Source organism: Pontibacter litorisediminis, assembly GCF_029360645.1.
GTDB lineage: Bacteria > Bacteroidota > Bacteroidia > Cytophagales > Hymenobacteraceae > Pontibacter > Pontibacter litorisediminis.
Map to the genome: position 1 here is coordinate 1,450,173 of NZ_JARDUA010000001.1, position 18,548 is coordinate 1,468,720.

The window sequence follows — 18,548 nt, forward strand, 5'->3', positions numbered from 1 at the left end:
GCGGCTCAACGATTGACAAGATTGCAAGGTAAAACTAAAGAATAAAAGCAGCAGGATGGAGTTACCGAAGGGTTTTGGACAGATGATGGATTTCGGGCTGGTGGAGGCACTGCTAGGCCGCCGCTCGCGCCGCTTTTTTATGGGGGCCGAGATTCCGGATGGTGTTTTCGCCTATCAATCTAAACAAGCGCCCATGCCGCTGTCGGAGCTGGAAAAGCTACTGGTAGTGGCTACCTGCGCCGGAAACACCAGCTGGCACCACATGATCTACAGAGCCGAGCGCTATGCCCCACACCTGTCCAACTACGCCGGGGCCGCCGGGGGCCGCACTTTCCCCTCCGCGGCCGGCTTCCATACCAGCATGACCTTCTTTACCGACGACGAAGGCGTGTACGTGCTTGACAACCGGGATGCGCCCGCCGCTGCCGAACGAGATGCCGAAGGCCATCTGGAGCTTGGAGACGTGGTAAACGCACTAAAGGGACAGGTAAGGAAGTTGAAGGATGGCCGTGTAGGCTTGCCTTGTGAGGTGCCTTATGTGGAGGCGCACAACACCTGGGTGGTCAACAAGCCGGGCACCCTGCTGGTGATACCTGTAGGAGACTTATCGCAGCACGTACTGCTGGCCATTTGCTATATGCTGCAGAATGGCCTGTTTCTCACCGACGACATCCATAAACGGGCTATACCCGGCATAGAGAAGTATAGCCGTTTGGCCGATCCGAAAAATGTGTGGCCGATCACGTTTCTGGAGCAGTGGTCGATGGCGGAGCTGACGGCAGAGTTGAGCACAAGCTGCTACGCCGGCGCCCTGATGCTGCAGGCCATGGGGCTGGGCGGCTGGATGTTTAACGGCATCGACCCTTTCAGCATGCTCGGGGCTAGCAGTAACCCTGCCGTACCAGGACTTGGGTTCAGGTATGACACCGACGAGCGATGGCCCTACCCTAACCCCACAGGCCTGCAGGGCGTGATGGAGGGTTATTGCCCACCGCACTACCCCAACATGCGCGCAGCCGTGGAGGCTGTTTGCGACCGGAAGTTTGGCCAGGGCGGCCCTTTTAGCGCCGGCACTCCCGGCCCCTGGAAGCAATCAGAAATAGTGCGAAATGCGGCAGAAGTGCATTCTGAAGAATTTAGGGATTGTGTGGCGCTGCAGGCGCAGTACATCTACGACACGTTTGGCAAATTCCCGGGCACAGTGCCCTCTATTTTTGTCATCACTTACCTGCAGGCCCACCACCTCGACCTGGCGTTTTACGACACCTTCTACAAAGAGGGGGCTTACCTGAAAACGCACGCCGAGCATATGGGTAATTGGCACAGCTAGGGCGGCAGGAGATTGTTTTAAGTTAGCGTCCTTGTGTATGAAACGGGCGAGGTCTTCAGCCGAAGTATGGTTTGTACAACTTTGTTGGGGGAGCTACTCTTCATAAGCACCCTCAACGATATTGGCATATTCATCATCGCCAAATAGCAAGTCTACTCTTCCATTCTCTCGGCAGGCTTTGTTAAACTCCTTTTTCTCAAGATAGATCCTGTTATCAATTCCTTCCAGTATAAAACAAGTAAGCCACCCCGCAATGGAGTGGCTTGCCTGTTTCCGCTAAAGCATAAGCGAAAGCTTAATCTTTCAGGTAAGCCGAGTACATCCACACCAGCTTTTCCTGCTCCCGGATGTAGTCGCTCATCAGGGCGTTGGTGCCTTCGTCATTAGCATCGCCAGACAACGCCAGCAGCTCGCGCTCCGACTCAAGCAGCACGCTGAAGCCATTGAGCACCTCCTGCACCGCCTGGTTGCCATCCGACACGTTCGCCACCTCCTTGATGGAAGCGTTGTCAAGGTATGCCGAGAAGGAGTGGAAAGGCGTGTGGCCCAGCGTCAGGATGCGCTCGGCGATCTCGTCCACCTTCACGATAGCATCGTTGTACAGTTCCTCGAACTTGGCGTGCAGCTCAAAGAACTTGTTGCCCGAGATATTCCAGTGGAAGCCCCGCGCATTGATGTAGAACAGCTGGTAGTTCGCCAGCAGCTTATTCAGTTTACCTGCCAGTTGTTGCGCTTTATCGGCATCTATGCCTATCAGATTCTTATTTGCCATAGTCTGTCTTGCTTTATAGTTGATACACTTTGTTGATGCAGGAAGATGAGAAGATCTCCCCTTCCTGCCAATGACCAATGTCATTGGCAGTTCTATTACCTACGTGGGCTACTGCTTTTGTATACGACTATGGCACTGGCAGAAGGTTATTATTTCTGTTTCAGCATGGAGGCGGTGTAAGGGTTGGAGAGCAGCTCTGCGAACAGCTCCCAGCGCTTCTCCGGGTTATCGTCGGTGCCGCCGTTGCGCTCTATGTAGTGGCGCACCAGTTCTTTGCCCAGGTTATAGTTGATCACGTAGCTGCGGTACTTGTCCATGAAGCGGGTACGCTGCAGAGCGCGGTCTTTTTGGTAGAGGTTATACTTTACGAGCAGGTCGGCAGCCTCTTCTCTGCTGATCTCGCCGTTCAGATAATGCCTGGCCGCCTCGTTTCCGGCAAAATCCAGTTGCCCTATTTTGGCAAGGATGCTGTAGTAACGGTCGGCCTCTGCCGGGTTCAGGCCGGCTAGCGGGAACAGTACCTCTTTCTCAAACTGCAGGCGCTCCTCTGCCGGAAAGGCCACCTCAATGCCGTAGTTCGCGCTGCCCTCGGCAATTAAGCTTTGCGGGCTGAAGAGCGGGTAAATAGAGTACTCCTTCCAGCCTTTCTTATCCACCAGGTTCTGCTCCAGCAGCACGTTAAACACGTGGTGGCCGGGGTAGCCTTCGTGCGATGCCAGGTCGATGGCGCGCTCGATGTAGATCGGAAAGTCAGTGTTGATCTGGATGAGGCTATAGCCTTTGCCCTGGTAGTAGTTGTAGCCCGACCAGGCTTTGTCCGTCACGAAGTCCAGTTTAAAGTTCTCCCGCTCCGGCAGGTCATAGTGCGCTTTGGTGCGGCTGCGGGCCTCGGCAATGGCGGCTTTGAACACGGTGTCCAGTTTGGCTTTCGGTATCTCAAATTTGGCGCGGTAGGCATCCCAGCGCTCAGTTATACTTCCCTTGCCCGGCAGCTCGCGGTCAATCTCGGTAAGGATAGAGTCGAAGTAGGCCAGCTCGTAGTGCGGCGGTTCGGCATCGTAAAACAGTTTGGCCTCTTCATCAAAGCCATACTTTTTACCTTGCATTATCTCTACTTTGGTGATGGCGGCCAGCATCTGCTTTTTGAACATAGCCAGGCGGCGCTGCTCGTCTGCAGGCAAGCTGGTGGTGTCCTGCGCCTGCAGCTGCTCCTGAATCGCCCTGAACTCTTTTAAGAACGCTTCGGCCGGGAGCGAATCTGCCGCTGCTTCCGTAGGTTTCCATTCCTCCGGGCCGTAGTAAGCATCCACCACATCGCTGTCGTACTGGCCCAGCCGGAGCAGCGTTTTCACATAGCGCTCAGCCAGTTGATCCATGGTGGCCACTTCGGCGGTTTCGGTTTCTGTTTGGGTGGAGGTGCAGGCCCAGCAGGCTACGGCCAGCAGGAGCAACAGTGCTTTTTTCATAGAGGGTGGTTTGGTATGGGTATGGTTAAGGTAGCAAGATAAGATTTTGCAAGGAAGTGGGAGGTTATAATTTACTAATGCTCATACTCTGGCACCATATGGCCAAGACTTCAGACAAGGCCAGAGGGTGCCGGGTTTGTGACTCAACTTGCTTGGGAAGCCAAACTTTGACTTTAACATTATCCTTTATACTTACGATCGCAATATCTCCCTCCGCTGCCGCGGGTTTGCAACTCGTGACCTTCTACTATCTCGGATTTGTGAACTTAGTAGCTTGAAAAGCCATGCTTTAAACCTGTTTATACTTTATACTTTCTCTGGCGCAGGCGCCCGCTTGTGCCGCTATTAGCCATAGCTTCCTGCAACTGGAACCAAGCTATCTTTGCTAGCTACCGTTCATCAACAGCTTTACCACCAGCTTGTTGCATAGAATACTTTCTACTCTCCAGCCCGAGCGGGCTCGTCTTGGGGGTAGGGGCCCTCAATAAGGGCATCGCGCTGGGAGCTTTTCCTGCCCTCGCTCTCGCTCGGTACCGGAAAAACTCGCATAGGCGCTCTTTTTCGAGGGCCCCTACCCCCACCCAAAGACTGGGAAACAGTTCGATAGCCAGAGCTGACGGAGCTTGAACAGAGCTCTCCTCCTTGAACTACAGAGAACGAGAGTCCGAAGGTAGCGAGCGTAGCTATAAGGGGCAGGGGTGGTTGGGCCTGGTAATGGGAAACCCCAACCCCCGTTTTAGGGTAGGAACCCTTTATAAAGGTGGAGCGCTGGTATGGTCTCTACACATCCACCGAGTCATACACGATCACCTTCGACCACAGGTGCGAGTAGTTCTCCACGAACTGCAGGTGAACGGGGTGTTTCTGGTAGACTTCCTGCTGCTCCAGGTTATCGAAAAATAGCAGCCATGACACGGCGTAGCCCCGCTCAATCACATCGCGGTTGGTGCTGGCCGGCACGCCTATCTTAGCCAGCCGTATCTCCTTGATGGCCTTCAGTGTGTTCAGCCCCTCGATCAGTTTGGCTTTGTCTGCTTCGGAGCCGGGGTTGTGAAGCCAGAAGTATACATGATGCACAAAGTTGTTTTTGGGCTTTTTCTGAGCACTGGCAAACAGGGGCATCAGGCCCAGCGCACCGGTAAAGGAAAGAAAGGTCGTGTTTCCGAGAAAGGATCTTCTGGATAGTTTTTTCATCGTGTTAAAGTATGTATAGCTAAATTTTAGGACTGGTATAAAGTACTTCTAAAACCATGAATTTACCCTTTCAAAGCGCCTAGTTGCTTATCGGCTGCGGCACGGGCCTTCTGCATCACGCTCTCCAGGCTCACTGTAGCTCCTCCCTGGGCTTTGCTCTCGTCTGCGGCCTCCATAAAGGCAAAAATCTCAAGCGTTTCCTCCGGGCTAATGGGTGCTTTGCCTGTACGGAAAAACTCGGCAATCTGCACTACCAGCGGGCGGTACCCCTCCCAAGGTCCGAAAGTGGCAACTCCCTTCTCCCCGAAGGCGGTTCCGCCAAAATCGTGCGCACCGGCACGCAGGCCCCTGAAGGTCCCAAGCCTGCCGTCCTCCCACACCCCCACGACCACGTCGGCCCCTTCGGTGTAGGTACGTTGCACGCTCTTGCACCCGGTTCCCAGCACCGTGAAAAGTGCCTCCACGCCATGTACGCCATACCAGAACAAATCAGGGTGCGTTTTTTCGATAACCGCCGGGCTATACGCATCGGCCCCCAGTACTTTTCCGATCTTTCCGTTCCGGATCTGCTGCGCGCTGTCCATGTACCTTAAGGAGGAAGCCGAGAAGACAGGCACTCTATACTTTTCCGCCGCCTGAAAAATGGCGACTGCATCGGCCAGGGAGGCGGCGATGGGCTTATCGATAAACACCGGTTTGCCCGCCTTCAGCACCGGCAGGGCCTGCTCCAGGTGCAGGCGTCCGTCATTTGTTTCCAGCAGCACCACATCCACTTTGCGCAGCAGCGCCTTGATGGAGTCCACGATCTCCACCCCCATGCTGCGCATTTTCTCCGTGGCTCCGGGTATGGTATTCACACTGAACTCGATGTCGCGGCTGCCATACGGGTAGGCGGCCACTACTTTAAAACCGGCTACATCGGCTGCAGCCTTCGGGTCGTGGAAGATTTCGGTGAACTTGACGCTGTGCTCGGTGTCCAGGCCGATTATGCCTACTTTGATTTCCTTGGCAGGCTTGTTCTGGGCGAGTGCAGCAAATGCGCTGCCAAAGAGGCCAAGCCCGATACCGGCAACGGTAGCTGTTTTAAGGAACGTACGACGGTCTGTAGATGCGTGCATAGGCAACTTTTTCCAAGTATGAATCAGAGCCACTTCTCCTGCTTAGGGGTTTGAGTGGGGCATTTATATAAGTATACAATTAGCTTAGCCGCACCACCTGCCCTGTCCGTACCGACTCGTCGCAGGCAAAGGCGATGCGCAGGCTGTTCACCGCATCCTCCAGGTGCTCTGCCAGGTCCAGGTTTTCCTGTATGGCTTTGAGGAAATAGCGTTGCTCCCGGTTGCAGAGCTCCTGGTGGTCCGGCTCGTCCTCCAGGTTGATCCAGGAGTCCTCTTTCAGAAACTGGTTATGCTTGTCCAGGTCGGCATGGTGAAAGCGCAACGCCTCGGTCTGGGTATGTGCCGCCACCGAGTCCGACTTGCCGGCGCCGCCTGCGTCTCTCGCTACTATCGACACACAACCTTTTGGCCCGATCACATCTTTGATGAAAAAGGCGGTTTCGCTCATCATCGGTCCCCAGCCGGCCTCATACCAGCCCACCGAGCCGTCTTCGAACCGGATCTGCAATTGGCCATAGTTGTAGTTGTCCTCCGGGATGTCGTCGGTAAGCCGTGCGCCGATGGCGCTCACCTGCACCGGCTTGGAGCGCGTCATCTGGCACATCACGTCGATGTAGTGCACGCCGCAGTCTACAATCGGGCTCAGGCTCTTCATCAGGTTGCGGTACACGTCCCACATGCGGCCGTGGCTTTGCTGGTTCAGGTTCATGCGCATCACCAGCGGTTTTCCCAACTCCTGGCTAAGGGAGATAAAACGCTCCCAGGAAGGATGGTGCCGCAGGATATAACCCACCACCACTTTTTTGTTTGCGCGCCGGGCAGCTTCTACAACCCGCTCAGCACCCGCCACGGTGTCAGCCAGCGGTTTCTCTACAAACACATGGCATCCTTGCTCCAGGGCTGTAATGGCATAGGCTTCATGGGTATCGGGGTAGGTGGAGATGCAGACTGCATCCGGGCGGGTTTCGTGTAAGGCTTCCTCATAGTCGCTGAACAAAGGACAACCGCCGCCAAGCTGCTCATTCAGGGCTTCCTTACTGGCGCCGGTAGAAACCAGGCCGCAGATCTCAAAACCATCCAGAGCATGGTAAGCCAGCGCATGCGAGGCGCCCATGTTACCACAGCCTACTACCAGTGTGCGCAAGGGCGTTGTTCCGTGAGGCATAAGTATAAATGTTTTATCGTTTGTTTAATCCTTCAGGGCTGACAACGTAATTGTTACGTATAAATATAGGAATTATGGCGAAACAAACAACAATCCCCTTCCACCTGCAGCCCCACGGCAACATCCCCAACAACCCGCAGTTGCCCTTGCTGGTATATGCGCAGGTGTTTTCGGAGAAGGATGATCTGGTGAGCCGGTTTAAAGAGGCCTTCAGGCAACACAACTGGCGCGGCAGTTGGGTAAATGGCGTGTTTGGCTACCACCACTACCACAGCAAGGCGCACGAGGTGCTGGGCGTGGCGGCTGGCTCGGCTGTACTTCTACTGGGCGGGCCCGGCGGCGAAGAGCTAGAAGTAAGCGCCGGCGACATGCTGGTGTTGCCCGCCGGCACAGGCCATTGCCTGAAATCCTCTGCTTCGGGTTTTAAGGTGGTGGGCGCCTACCCTGCCGGTCAGGAAGACTATGACATCTGCACTGAAAAAGACGATCCGGAGGAGAAGAAAAAGAATATAGCACAGGTGGCACTACCTGCCGCCGACCCCGTCTTTGGACAAGACGGCCCGCTGCTGCAGCACTGGAAGCAGGGTTGACCTGCAAGCACCTGCCCGCTTGCCCTCTTGCTCTCCCATCAGCCCCTGCCAGGAAACCGACAGGATAACTATATTTGCCAGAAACTATACTTGGTTTACCTATGCGCAAAGCAAAAAGCATGAAAAACGCACCTTCCCTGTACGCCTTACTGGCCGCATCTACCCTTGGCCTTGGCAGCTGCAACAGCACTTCCTCACCCACCACCTCCACCAGTGCCGCAACAGCCGCCCTCGGCTCTGCCACGCAGGCCGCTGCTGCCCCAGAGGCCGATTTAAACGGTGCCAAAGCCGCCTACATCAGCTACTGCTCCGGCTGCCACGGCGAGGAGTTGGAGGCCTTCGCCGACCGCAAATGGAAGCACGGCAGCGCCGACGAGGACCTGTTCAAGGCCATCAAGCACGGCTATCCGGACGAAGGCATGCCTGCTTTTGCCGAGACTTTCACCGACGAGCAGATAAAGGAACTGGTGGCCTACATCCAGCAGGGCATCAAAGAGATCAAAGCCTACGATTTTGGCGAAGAGAAAACGGTGGCGGCTGTGCAGCAGTCAGAGCAGCAGCAGTTCCGCCTCGACACGGTGGTAACCGGCCTGGATGTGCCATGGGGGATGGCTTTCCTGCCTGGTGGCGACATGCTGATCACAGACCGGTCGGGCACCCTCTACCGCCACTCCAAGGAGCAGAAACTGCAAAAAGTAGAAGGCTCGCCCCAGGTGCTGGCACAGGGCCAGGGCGGCTTGCTGGATGTAGAGCTGCACCCGGATTTTGCCCAAAACAACATCATTTACCTCTCCTACTCTGCCGTTAAAGAGGAAGGCGGCAGCACCCTCTCCACTACCGCCGTGATGCGCGCCAAGTTGAACGGCACTAAGCTTTCGGAGCAACAGGTGATTTTTGAGGCGCTGCCTTACAGCAAAACCCGCCACCACTACGGTTCCAGGCTGGAGTTCGACAAGGATGGCTATCTATACATTTCGGTAGGCGACCGCGGCAACCACGACGAAAACCCACAGGACCTGGCACGCCACGCGGGCAAAGTGCACCGCGTTAAGGACGACGGCAGCATTCCTTCGGACAATCCCTTCGTGAACCGGCAGGGCGCTGTGGCGAGTACCTTCTCCTACGGCCACCGCAACATTCAGGGCATGGCGCGCCATCCGCAAACCGGGGAGATCTGGACGCACGAGCATGGCCCACGTGGCGGCGACGAGGTGAACGTCGCAGAGAAAGGCAAAAATTATGGCTGGCCGGTTATATCCTATGGCATCAACTACAACGGCACCGTGCTGACCGAGCTAACGAAGAAAGAAGGCATGGAGCAGCCGCTGCACTACTGGGTACCATCCATTGGCCCGTCGGGTATGGCCTTCGTTACCGGCAGCCGTTACAAGAATTGGGCAGGCGACCTGATGGTGGGGTCGCTGCGCTTCCAGTTTTTGAGCCGCCTGGAAATGGACGGAGAGAAGATACTCGGGGAAGAGAAACTACTAAAGAACATTGGCCGCGTGCGCGACGTGAAAATGGGACCGGACGGCTTCCTGTACGTAGCCGTAGAAACGCCCGGCACAATATACAGGCTGATGCCGGTGGAGTAATTTATACTTGCTCCGGTAAAAACCAGAAAGCCGCAGGCAACTCAAATTGCCTGCGGCTTTCTTTTATTTTAAAACGAGCTAAGTGCCTATACTTATATGCTGCAGCTGGTAGCGCTGTTTTAGTACATAGCCGGCTGCCCCTTTTTCGGTAAGGAGTTGCGGATAAACTCGCGGATATCCTCGTTGGCTTTTACCAGGTCTTCCTTGCGGAGGTACATCATGTGCCCGCTGCGGTAGCCTTTGTAGCTCAGGCGGTCCTTCAGGCGGCCACTTGGGTCTAGCTGCCACATGCTGTACTTGGCATTGAAGTAATCGGTGGCCCCATCGTAGTATCCCGCCTGGAACATCACGTGCAGGTACGGGTTCTGGGCCATGGCCTGGCGTAAATTCTCGCCTGTCCTGTTGTTGTCGTTATTCCAGGGGTGCACCGGCCCGAACATGTTATACTTCACATCCGTCTTATACTTCAGCTCGTCGCGCAGGTACATGTTTATGGCCGGGGTAAAGGCGTGGAGCCAGGAGGTAAGCTCTGCATTGAAGTCCGGACGGGCGCCGGCATCCTGGCGGTCGATTCCTTTGTAGCGGGAGTCGAGGCGGCCGACGGTATAGCCCTGGTCGCGGAGCAGCTCCTTCCAGAAAAAGTTGGTCGGCACGTCCAGGTTATGCTGCAGTACACTCTGCTCCGAGATGCCGGCATAGCGGGCCATTTTGGCGGCAATCTGCTTCTTTTGCGCCTCCTCCAGGAAACCGCCTCTGCTAAGGGCCGGGATCAGCTCGTTGATGGTGAACTCCTCCACCTCCGGTAGCATGTCCGTCAGGTCGCGCTGCTGCAGGTCTTGGGGCAACTTGTTGTGGTACCAGGCGGTGGCGGCAAAGTAAGGCAAGCGCAGCGCCGCATCCACAGGGCCGTTGCGCTCAATGCCCAGTTCCGTCGGCGACACCAGAATCACGCCGTTCAGGTACATCCACTGCGAGTTCTGCAGTTCGTGCGCCAGCCCGGCTACGCGGGTGGTGCCGTAGCTCTCGCCAATCAGGTACTTCGGGGATGCCCAGCGGCCCTTGCGCGACACAAAGGTATTGATCCACTCGCCCAGGTACTTCACGTCGGCATTCACGCCAAAGAACTTCTCTTTCAGCTTGTCTTTCTCCACGCCCTCTGCCATGCGCGAAAAGCCGGTGTTCACCGGGTTGACAAACACAATGTCGGCCACGTCCAAGATAGACTCCGGGTTTTCGCGGAAGCCGTAAGGCTGCACCGGATACCCCTCCTCGTCAATATTGAGCAAACGCGGACCAGTATAGGCAATGTGCATCCACACCGAAGCAGATCCCGGACCGCCATTAAAGGAAATCACCAATGGGCGTGCATCACGACTTTTCACATCCGAGCGCTCATAGTACGTATAAAACAAGCCGGCTATGGTTTTGCCGTTCTCATCCCACACAGGTTGGGTGCCCGTGGTGGCAGTGTAGGGTACCCGCTGCCCTTTAATGGTAACGTGGTGTTTGGAGGTAACCGTAGAATCTGGGTTGATGGCGCGTTGTGCCGCCGCCGGAAGCACTAGTACGGCCAGCAAAAGGGCCAGTGCCAAAAGCTTTCTCATTGTCAGTTTATACTATAGATTCAAAATTAGCCGCACTTGCTCATGCAGCCCAGGAAGAGCCTACAATATAGGGAAAATTAGATAGAGGAGGTGGAAAGATGGAGAGATAGAGAGTTGGGGAGTTAAAGAGTTAAAGAGTTTGTGAGCTAACTTTATCTGTCAGAGACGGACGTACATGAGTAATCGATTACGAGTAACAAATAACGTAAAACGAACAATTGATAACTAATAATGAGTACTACCTTCTGCTGAACACATAGCAGCCGATCTTTTCGGGATGGTCTTGCACGAAGTCAGAGGGTTTGGCATGGCGCAGCATCCAGAGCACCAGCAAATCGCCGGAGGCGGCAATGGAGAAAAAAAGCCCAAACAGGAAGAGCAGGAGATTGCCTGTGGCCATTCCCGCCACCGCTGGTAGCAGACCCATTACCAAGCCCGGCATTATGCCGCCTAACACGTAAGGGCGCAGCGGCAACACTTCCTGGCAGTGGCAGTAAGGCGTCAGGTAGCGCCAGTGCACGCCATACTTTATAGACTTTACCCCATGCCGGCAAAACACGGCCCAGGTAAGGCCGTGTAGCAGCTCGTGCACCACCGCCCCCAGCACGAACACCAGCAGCATCAGGAAAGGGTAAAACAGCACCTGTACGCCCTGCTCCCGCACGAAGCCTTCTACAGCCCCATAACTGAACCGCCCGGGCCACAGCAGCACGTACGGCACTATGTACAGTACCAGGATAGGCAGCATGAACACCAGCGCCTTCACGTTGGCCTCGGCTGCCGTAAGCGTTAGCTCTGTTTTCTCATACGGCTCTTCCAGCATGCTATTGGCTATGGTTTGCCAGTTTCTGCAGATCGCTGAACTGCGCAATCTGCTCCACCTCCGCCTGCACCTCGCCAAAGCCGTATTGGGCAAGTATAAAAGGCACATCTGCCTGCACGCTGGCGCTGTAGTCGCCTTGTGTATCGCCAATGTACACGGGGCGCTGTAGCTGGTTGCGCTGCACTACCGCCCGGATGTTCTCGCTTTTCGGCAGGCTTTTATCGCCGTAACAGGCAATGTCGGTAAAGTATGGCTGCAGGTCGAAGTACTGCAGAAAGGTTTCGATGTAACCGCTCTGGCAGTTGCTCACAATGAACAGTTTATACTTGGCCTGCAGTTGTTCCAGTGTTTCCCGTAGCGCCGGGTATAGCTCACCGCCTTTCTCCTGCAGGTACTCCAGTTCCAACTTGGCCGCCGTTTGCTGCAGCTGCTGGCGCTGCTCTAAATTCAGGTTCGGGAAGAGCTTTTGGTAGATGGCATCGTAAGGCATGCCGGCAATGTTGCGGATATCTTCTTGGCTAAGGGTTAAGTCTACAAAATCGAACTGGGCAGCGGCTGCATTCCAGGCTTCGGCAATGGTTTGGGTAGAGTCCCAGAGGGTGCCGTCCAGGTCGAAGATGAGCCCATCGTATTGGGTGTTTGGCATATTGAGTATTGTAAGTACCAGGGCAAAGGTACGCGTTTTACCAGGGAAATGCGCACGCTACCAGCATATGATGCCTACTTCTTGCTTTGATACATCCGCTTTACGCCCCGTTGCTCCGCCTTTTGCTTATACTTAGCGGGAGGCACTATTTCAGCGAGTTATAATAGTTAACGATCGCCATCATCTGGTGCGGCTTTTCATAGCTTAGGTGCTTCTCCCTTACATACTTCCTTACCTGCCTGGATTTATTTCCAAACAGCCGGTACAGGTCTTTCCTTGCGTTTCGGAGCGTTATTACCTGGCCATCAGGCAGTAAAATGTAATAGAGGCCCTTTATCTGGTCTGCCCACTCGCTGCCCGGCACATAATACTGTGAATCATATATGGCATTGTGCGCATACAGCAGGTTGGAGCGGGATGTATTCTTCCGCACATACTCCTCCCGCATCATCAAAGTGAAGTGCCCCTGGTTGAGCTGCTCGAAGAAGGTGGGTTTTTTAAAATCTGAGTAGTCGCGGCCAAGGTTCCACATCAGCGACCGAAAAGTATAGGGCCTGCCGCTCGGCTCTTCCTGGCCTATAAAATATTGTACATTTACTGGGGAGAAGGTGCTTTTGGTCCCGTCGTCATTTAGAACGCTAACCACTTCCTTTGTCCTGTAAAAAGTTATGGGCCCATAAATGGTATCCCCAGAAGTAAGTACAACTTTGCCTGAGGGCCATTCCTGTATGTCTATCTCTGGCCGATACTGCGCAAACGCCTCCACCGACAATAGGCAAAACAGCAGGCTCCCAAAGTATAGGTAGGTATTAGATAAAATTTTGTTTTTCATAGTTTCAGGTAGTAGTTTCAGTTGAATATGACACAATAAACCAAGCTCTCCGTTGCCTCTACATACTCAGTAACAACACGTTATACATTTTGTATGATTTTCTGAAAGAAAAGTTGCCTGGTTGCCTTACCTAAACTACCCTAAAACTAAAAAACCTGCACAGGCAGCCTGTGCAGGTTTTAAAAGTATGGTTTTGCGGCCTTTACTTGTTGACCGTCATGTTCTTGAGTATCTCGTGGCCCAGCTTATCGCGTTTAGTGGTCAGGTACTTCTGGTTGTGCTCGTTGGGTATCACCTCTATCGGCACGCGCTCCACCACTTCCAGTCCATAGCCCATCAAGCCGGTGCGCTTGCGTGGGTTATTCGAGATCAGGCGCATTTTGGTAACGCCCAGGTCGCGGAGGATTTGCGCTCCCACACCATAGTCGCGCTCATCCATGCCGAAGCCCAGCTCCAGGTTTGCCTCTACGGTATCCAGCCCCTGCTCCTGCAACTTGTAAGCCTTCAGCTTGTTCAGCAGGCCAATCCCACGTCCCTCCTGGTTCATATATACAATCACGCCCTTGCCTTCACGTTCTACCATGCGCATGGCCTCATGCAACTGCGGCCCGCAGTCGCAACGGCAGGAACCAAAGATATCGCCGGTAACGCAGGAGGAATGCACACGAACTAATACTGGCTCACCTTCCTCCCAAGAGCCTTTTACCAGGGCCAGGTGCTTGGCACCGTTGCTGCGCTGTGTAAAGGCATACAGGTCAAACACACCATAATCGGTTGGCATCTGCACCACGATTTCCCGGTCAATCAGGCTTTCCTTTTTGAGGCGGTAGGCAATCAGGTCCTTTATCGAGATCAGCTTTAGGTCGAACCGCTCGGCCACCTTTACCAGGTCGGGCAGGCGGGCCATGGTACCGTCTTCGTTCATGATCTCCACCAGCACACCCGCAGGGGCAAGGCCCGCCAGGCGAGCTAAGTCCACAGAGGCTTCTGTATGGCCGGCTCGGCGCAGTACGCCTTCTTTCTTGGCCTTCAGCGGGAAAATATGGCCTGGTTTACCCAGAGACTCCGGATCGGTGTTTGGATCTACCAGCGCCTGTATAGTTTTGGCACGGTCGGATGCCGAGATGCCCGTGGTGCAGCCATGTCCGATCAGGTCTACCGACACGGTGAACGGCGTGGCGTGCAGCGCAGTGTTGCGGCCAACCATCAATTCTAGCCCCAGCTCATCGCAGCGCTCCTCGGTAAGCGGCGCGCAAATCAGTCCACGCCCATGGGTCGCCATAAAGTTCACTATCTCCGGGGTGATCTTCTCGGCCGCGCAAACAAAGTCACCCTCGTTTTCGCGGTCGTCGTCGTCCACTACGATTACCACCTTGCCTTGGCGTATATCTTCAATGGCAGCCTCAATGCTGTCCAAAGGCCTGATATCACCAGTTGTATTGGTTTCCATATATTCTACTTTATGCCCGCACTGCCCAAAGCAGCAAGGCCGTTGATCTTTTGTAAAGCGGTACAAAAATAGAAAGTTTATACCGCAATGCCGTTATTTATTGCATAACAGTTTTGGAGTGAGATTAGTTGATGAAGGGTAAGATTTAAGGTTAATGTGGTTTGGGGTGAGGTGGAAACACTGGCTTTTCTCCGCTGGCACGGGCTTGCAGCTTGTACCGTTTTGTACCTACTTCTGCTATACTTTCATAGCCGCTGCTCTTAGCAACTGGAGGCAAGCTACTCTTGTTAGCTGCAACTGATCCACGGCTTTATAACCTATTCGTTTCATTTCCGGCTTTGGTGCTCTCCAGCCCGAGAGGGCTCGTCCTGGGGGTAGGGGCCCTCGATAAGGGCATCGCGCTGTGTTCCCTCCTGCGCCAGGGCGCTGCCCTTCGGGCACCGGATCTCACAAGGCGCTCAACCCAAGGACTGGGATCTGGTTCGATAGCCACCGCTGACGGAGCTTGAGCCGAGCTCCCCTCCTTGGACTACCGAGAAGGCGAGTTCGAAGGTAGCGAGCGTAGCTCTGAGGGATAGGGGTGGTTGAACTATTATTGCAGAACGTGGATTAGTGGATCTTCTACAACATGAGCAATTCCCCTCCTGGGTGGGGTGGGTTCATGCTTCTGCTGATGCTACCCTAGCAGCTATGAAACTAATGCTTCAGCCAAAGTATAAGCAGGCTCCCCTCCTTAGCCAAGGAGGGGTAGGGGTGGTTGGGCCTGGGGCCGCTAAAACACCACGATCCCGAGCAGGTCCCCGATCTGCTTGTGAAGCTTTTTCAGGTTCATGACGGCCACCAGACGGTTTACCTGCTCCTGCGGATCGGTCACGATCTTCAGCTTGAGTGCCTCCTCGTCGATCATCAGTTTCAGGTACACGAACTTCAGGCGCAGCACGGCACGCTCTGTTCCGTAGGGCAGCAGGTCTGTTTCATGGGGAACAAAGATCTGGTGCGTAGCCCAGTTCGGGCTCAACTCATAAGGGTCTGAGAGCAGGTGAATGGCTTCTGTACGGATCGCCTCGTCGGGGTAGTTGATGAAATCATCCGCCACGGGCACCACGCCCTGGTTCAGCTTCTCGGTTACCAGCTCTACAAAGCGCTTGTACAATGGCGTACGGAAATCGATGTCCTCCAGCTGCTCCAGCATGTACTGGCAGGTGGTGAGGCCGTCCTCCAGCAGGCGGTCTGGGTAATTGAGCAGCATCCGCACGATCTCCCGCTCGTAGCGCTGCAGTACATCGGCATCAGAGGCAGGCTTTTCCTCCTCCTCTTCCGGCATCGGCGGCATGTAGTCGGGCTCCGGGCTGCCGGTTTTGTGCTGTTGCTGCCGCCCCTGCAGGTGCATCTTGTTATACTCCGATATCAGCACCTGCTCATCAATATCGAAAATCAGGCTGCAGCTGCGGAAGAACACCGTCCGTTTGATGGCATCCGGTATCTTGGATATGGAGGCCACTACTTCTTTAATCGCCTCGGCTTTCTTTACCGGGTTGCCGGCAGCCTCCTTGGCAAAAAGGCTTGTTTTAAAGGAGATAAAGTCCTGTGAATGCTCCTTCAGGTATGTTTTAAAGGCAGAATCCCCAACCTTGTGGATGTATGAATCCGGGTCCTCCCCTTCCGGAAAGGTCACCACGTTCACGTTCAGGCCTAGCTCCAGGATCAGGTCGATACCACGCAAAGAGGCTTTTATACCTGCCGCATCGCCGTCGTAAAGCACGGTGATGTTTTGTGTATAGCGCGAGATTAGCTTGATCTGCCCTTCGGTAAGCGAGGTTCCTGAGGAAGCCACCACGTTCTCGATACCGCCCTGGTGCAGCGAGAGCACATCCAGGTAACCCTCCACCATGTAGCACATGTCCTGCATGCGCATGGCCTGCTTCGCCTGGAACAAACCGTACAGCACATGGCTCTTGTGGTAAATGTCAGACTCCGGGGAGTTAAGGTATTTCGGGCTTTTCTTGTCGTTGGACTTGAGGGTACGGGCGCCAAAGCCTACCACGCGCCCCGACACGTTGTGGATCGGGAACATCACGCGGCCCCGGAAGCGGTCGTACTTCTTGCCCTCCTCCTTTACGATTGTGAGGCCCGTTGCCTCCAGGTACTGCTGCTTATAACCGGCTTTTAATCCGGTATCCGTCAGGTCCGTCCACTCATCTAGGCTATATCCTAGTTCAAACTTCTTGATGGTGCTGGCGCTCAGCCCCCGTTGCTTCAGGTAGGATTGGCCGATTGCCCCCTGCTCATGCCCCTGCAGCCGCTGCTGGAAGTGCTTGGCGGCAAAGTCAGACACGATGAACAGGCTGTCGCGCTCGCTCTGCTCCCGGGCATACTCCGGGTCGTGCTGCTCCTCGGGTATCTCAATGCTGTACTTTTTGGCCAGGTACTTGATCGCCTCCGGAAAACTGGTGCCCTCCACATCCATGATGAACTGCACCGAGTTACCGGCCTTGCCGCAGCCAAAGCATTTATAAATACCCTTTGCTGGTGATACAGAAAAAGACGGGGACTTCTCGTGGTGAAACGGACAGCAGGCCCACATGTTCTGCCCCTTCTTCTTGAGCGACACAAAATCGCCTACTACCTCCGTAATATCGGCCTGGGCAATAACCTGGTCAACTATTTCTTTTGGGATGAGGGACATGGGCAAAAGTATTAGGGGATGACAAAGTTGACACTCCCTCCTCTAAAGAGAATGGGATTCTTGGTTCTCAGACGTAGCTACAGCCACAGTCTCCCCAAGCGTTAATTCGGATGTGTCCCACCCTATTTTATTCTGTTTTTGAAAAGCGAAGCGGACGATGTTGTTTGCAGCCAGCGTATCTCTCTCGTGTACAGCTCCACACACTCCACACAACCACACCCTATCCTTCAGCGTTAGGTTGCTGTTACGTGTACCACAAGTGCAAAGCCTCGAGGATGGCTCAAACATACCGATCTGCAGCAATCTTTTACCCTGCCACTCGCACTTATATTTCAACATCTCTACGAATCTACCCCAACTCACATCAGAAACAGCTTGTGCCAACTTATGGTTTCTCACCATTCCGATGATGTTTAGGTTCTCCACACACACCGATTGGTTTTCTCGGACAATGCGTGTTGACACTTTGTGCAAGAAGTCATTTCGCTGGTTGCTAACCTTTTCATACAGCCTCGCCACTTTCAGCCGCGATTTGTTGCGGTTGCTGCCGCCTTTCTTTTTCTTACTGTGGCGGTACTGCAGGTTCCTTAGTTTTTGCAGACACTTACTAAGGAATTTAGGGTTGGCTATCTTCTCCCCTGTGGACAGGGTGGCAAAATGTTTAATTCCTACATCTATTCCAATTGCCTTCGCCGGGTCAGGAGCCTCATACTTAGGAGCGGCTGTGTGTGTTTCAGCCACCACTGATACAAAGAACTTACCTGTCGGTGTCTTAGATACAGTGACTGTTCTCACAGAACCCTTCAGCTTCCTAGATAAGATTGCTCTAACCTTCCCTATTTTTGGTAATTTGATTAGCCCCGTATCGTCATCAATCCAGACGTTCTGCGGACACTCAAATGACTGCCTGTTCTGCTTCTTCTTAAAGCGTGGGAACCCCTTCTTTTCACGTAAAAAACGAGTGTAGGCAGAATCGAGGTGTTTTAATACTGCCTGTAGCGATTGACTATTGACCTCCTTCAACCATTCATGCTCTGCCTTCTTGACAGTCAGCCTCGCACTCAGGTCGAAGCGAGTGAGTGATTTGCCTATAGTCTGGTACACCTTTATCTTCTCCGCCAATGCCCAATTAAAAACAAACCTGGTGCAGCCAAAATGCTTGTTTAGCAAAATGACTTGCTCAGCAGTCGGAACTAAGCGGTATTTGAAGGCTTTAAGCATTTGTAAGACAAAGATATGACATTATCCTTGAACAGCACATGATTAGAATATTACAT

General features: G+C 54.1%; 15 protein-coding genes. 3 read left to right on the plus strand and 12 right to left on the minus strand.

What is annotated here, in order from left to right:
• The first annotated feature begins 55 nt into the window (after nucleotides 1–55).
• Nucleotides 56–1,330, plus strand: coding sequence for a hypothetical protein (locus tag PXG97_RS06090; protein ID WP_276496826.1), 1,275 nt, complete (start codon nucleotides 56–58; stop codon nucleotides 1,328–1,330).
• 295 nt (nucleotides 1,331–1,625) lie between these two features.
• Here the strand turns inward: PXG97_RS06090 and PXG97_RS06095 are convergent, their stop codons facing one another.
• The 5 genes from PXG97_RS06095 to PXG97_RS06115 all read right to left on the minus strand — a co-directional run bounded on the left by PXG97_RS06095 (nucleotide 1,626) and on the right by PXG97_RS06115 (nucleotide 7,045).
• Nucleotides 1,626–2,102, minus strand: a complete 477-nt coding sequence (locus PXG97_RS06095) for a Dps family protein (RefSeq protein WP_276496827.1) — start codon at nucleotides 2,100–2,102, stop codon at nucleotides 1,626–1,628.
• A gap of 149 nt (nucleotides 2,103–2,251) precedes the next feature.
• The gene (locus PXG97_RS06100; protein ID WP_276496828.1) at nucleotides 2,252–3,568 is read right to left on the minus strand and encodes a hypothetical protein; all 1,317 of its coding nucleotides are present in this window, start codon (nucleotides 3,566–3,568) and stop codon (nucleotides 2,252–2,254) included.
• 780 nt (nucleotides 3,569–4,348) lie between these two features.
• Nucleotides 4,349–4,762 carry a Dabb family protein gene (locus PXG97_RS06105; RefSeq protein WP_276496829.1) on the minus strand — a complete coding sequence of 138 codons (414 nt, stop codon included), beginning with the start codon at nucleotides 4,760–4,762 and terminating at the stop codon, nucleotides 4,349–4,351.
• Between the two features lie 62 nt (nucleotides 4,763–4,824).
• Nucleotides 4,825–5,880: a Gfo/Idh/MocA family protein gene (locus PXG97_RS06110; protein WP_276496830.1), complete on the minus strand. Its 1,056-nt coding sequence runs from the start codon at nucleotides 5,878–5,880 to the stop codon at nucleotides 4,825–4,827.
• A 79-nt stretch (nucleotides 5,881–5,959) separates the two neighbouring features.
• Complete coding sequence (locus PXG97_RS06115) at nucleotides 5,960–7,045, minus strand: Gfo/Idh/MocA family protein (protein ID WP_276496831.1); 1,086 nt, start codon at nucleotides 7,043–7,045, stop codon at nucleotides 5,960–5,962.
• A gap of 74 nt (nucleotides 7,046–7,119) precedes the next feature.
• Between PXG97_RS06115 and PXG97_RS06120 the strand changes: the two genes are divergently transcribed.
• Together PXG97_RS06120 and PXG97_RS06125 are read left to right on the plus strand one after the other, a co-directional pair.
• Nucleotides 7,120–7,635, plus strand: coding sequence for a cupin domain-containing protein (locus PXG97_RS06120; protein ID WP_276496832.1), 516 nt, complete (start codon nucleotides 7,120–7,122; stop codon nucleotides 7,633–7,635).
• Between the two features lie 119 nt (nucleotides 7,636–7,754).
• Nucleotides 7,755–9,230, plus strand: a complete 1,476-nt coding sequence (locus tag PXG97_RS06125; RefSeq protein ID WP_276496833.1) for a PQQ-dependent sugar dehydrogenase — start codon at nucleotides 7,755–7,757, stop codon at nucleotides 9,228–9,230.
• A 119-nt stretch (nucleotides 9,231–9,349) separates the two neighbouring features.
• On the opposite strand, the gene PXG97_RS06130 is transcribed toward PXG97_RS06125, so the two are convergent.
• From PXG97_RS06130 to PXG97_RS06160, 7 genes are all read right to left on the minus strand, one after another.
• Nucleotides 9,350–10,834 (minus strand): S10 family peptidase, encoded by a 1,485-nt coding sequence (locus tag PXG97_RS06130; RefSeq protein WP_276496834.1) that lies wholly within the window; start codon nucleotides 10,832–10,834, stop codon nucleotides 9,350–9,352.
• Nucleotides 10,835–11,072: 238 nt separating this feature from the next.
• On the minus strand, nucleotides 11,073–11,657 hold the full coding sequence (locus tag PXG97_RS06135; RefSeq protein ID WP_276496835.1) for a DUF3267 domain-containing protein: 585 nt from the start codon (nucleotides 11,655–11,657) through the stop codon (nucleotides 11,073–11,075).
• Between the two features lies 1 nt (nucleotide 11,658).
• Nucleotides 11,659–12,303 carry an HAD family hydrolase gene (locus tag PXG97_RS06140; protein WP_276496836.1) on the minus strand — a complete coding sequence of 215 codons (645 nt, stop codon included), beginning with the start codon at nucleotides 12,301–12,303 and terminating at the stop codon, nucleotides 11,659–11,661.
• A gap of 145 nt (nucleotides 12,304–12,448) precedes the next feature.
• Nucleotides 12,449–13,135, minus strand: a complete 687-nt coding sequence (locus tag PXG97_RS06145) for a hypothetical protein (protein ID WP_276496837.1) — start codon at nucleotides 13,133–13,135, stop codon at nucleotides 12,449–12,451.
• A gap of 202 nt (nucleotides 13,136–13,337) precedes the next feature.
• A complete protein-coding gene (locus tag PXG97_RS06150; RefSeq protein WP_276496838.1) occupies nucleotides 13,338–14,585 on the minus strand; it encodes a bifunctional 3,4-dihydroxy-2-butanone-4-phosphate synthase/GTP cyclohydrolase II in 1,248 nt (415 codons plus the stop codon).
• Nucleotides 14,586–15,357: 772 nt separating this feature from the next.
• Nucleotides 15,358–17,271 (minus strand): DNA primase, encoded by a 1,914-nt coding sequence (gene dnaG / locus PXG97_RS06155; protein WP_276496839.1) that lies wholly within the window; start codon nucleotides 17,269–17,271, stop codon nucleotides 15,358–15,360.
• A 42-nt stretch (nucleotides 17,272–17,313) separates the two neighbouring features.
• Nucleotides 17,314–18,492 (minus strand): RNA-guided endonuclease TnpB family protein, encoded by a 1,179-nt coding sequence (locus tag PXG97_RS06160; RefSeq protein ID WP_276496840.1) that lies wholly within the window; start codon nucleotides 18,490–18,492, stop codon nucleotides 17,314–17,316.
• Nucleotides 18,493–18,548 lie beyond the last annotated feature (56 nt).

Bases quoted from the DNA above. Each gene is read 5' to 3' on its own strand.
- PXG97_RS06090 (WP_276496826.1), top strand. From the start codon at position 56: ATGGAGTTACCGAAGGGTTTTGGACAGATGATGGATTTCGGGCTGGTG.
- PXG97_RS06095 (WP_276496827.1), bottom strand. From the start codon at position 2,102: ATGGCAAATAAGAATCTGATAGGCATAGATGCCGATAAAGCGCAACAA.
- PXG97_RS06100 (WP_276496828.1), bottom strand. From the start codon at position 3,568: ATGAAAAAAGCACTGTTGCTCCTGCTGGCCGTAGCCTGCTGGGCCTGC.
- PXG97_RS06105 (WP_276496829.1), bottom strand. From the start codon at position 4,762: ATGAAAAAACTATCCAGAAGATCCTTTCTCGGAAACACGACCTTTCTT.
- PXG97_RS06110 (WP_276496830.1), bottom strand. From the start codon at position 5,880: ATGCACGCATCTACAGACCGTCGTACGTTCCTTAAAACAGCTACCGTT.
- PXG97_RS06115 (WP_276496831.1), bottom strand. From the start codon at position 7,045: ATGCCTCACGGAACAACGCCCTTGCGCACACTGGTAGTAGGCTGTGGT.
- PXG97_RS06120 (WP_276496832.1), top strand. From the start codon at position 7,120: ATGGCGAAACAAACAACAATCCCCTTCCACCTGCAGCCCCACGGCAAC.
- PXG97_RS06125 (WP_276496833.1), top strand. From the start codon at position 7,755: ATGAAAAACGCACCTTCCCTGTACGCCTTACTGGCCGCATCTACCCTT.
- PXG97_RS06130 (WP_276496834.1), bottom strand. From the start codon at position 10,834: ATGAGAAAGCTTTTGGCACTGGCCCTTTTGCTGGCCGTACTAGTGCTT.
- PXG97_RS06135 (WP_276496835.1), bottom strand. From the start codon at position 11,657: ATGCTGGAAGAGCCGTATGAGAAAACAGAGCTAACGCTTACGGCAGCC.
- PXG97_RS06140 (WP_276496836.1), bottom strand. From the start codon at position 12,303: ATGCCAAACACCCAATACGATGGGCTCATCTTCGACCTGGACGGCACC.
- PXG97_RS06145 (WP_276496837.1), bottom strand. From the start codon at position 13,135: ATGAAAAACAAAATTTTATCTAATACCTACCTATACTTTGGGAGCCTG.
- PXG97_RS06150 (WP_276496838.1), bottom strand. From the start codon at position 14,585: ATGGAAACCAATACAACTGGTGATATCAGGCCTTTGGACAGCATTGAG.
- dnaG (WP_276496839.1), bottom strand. From the start codon at position 17,271: ATGTCCCTCATCCCAAAAGAAATAGTTGACCAGGTTATTGCCCAGGCC.
- PXG97_RS06160 (WP_276496840.1), bottom strand. From the start codon at position 18,492: ATGCTTAAAGCCTTCAAATACCGCTTAGTTCCGACTGCTGAGCAAGTC.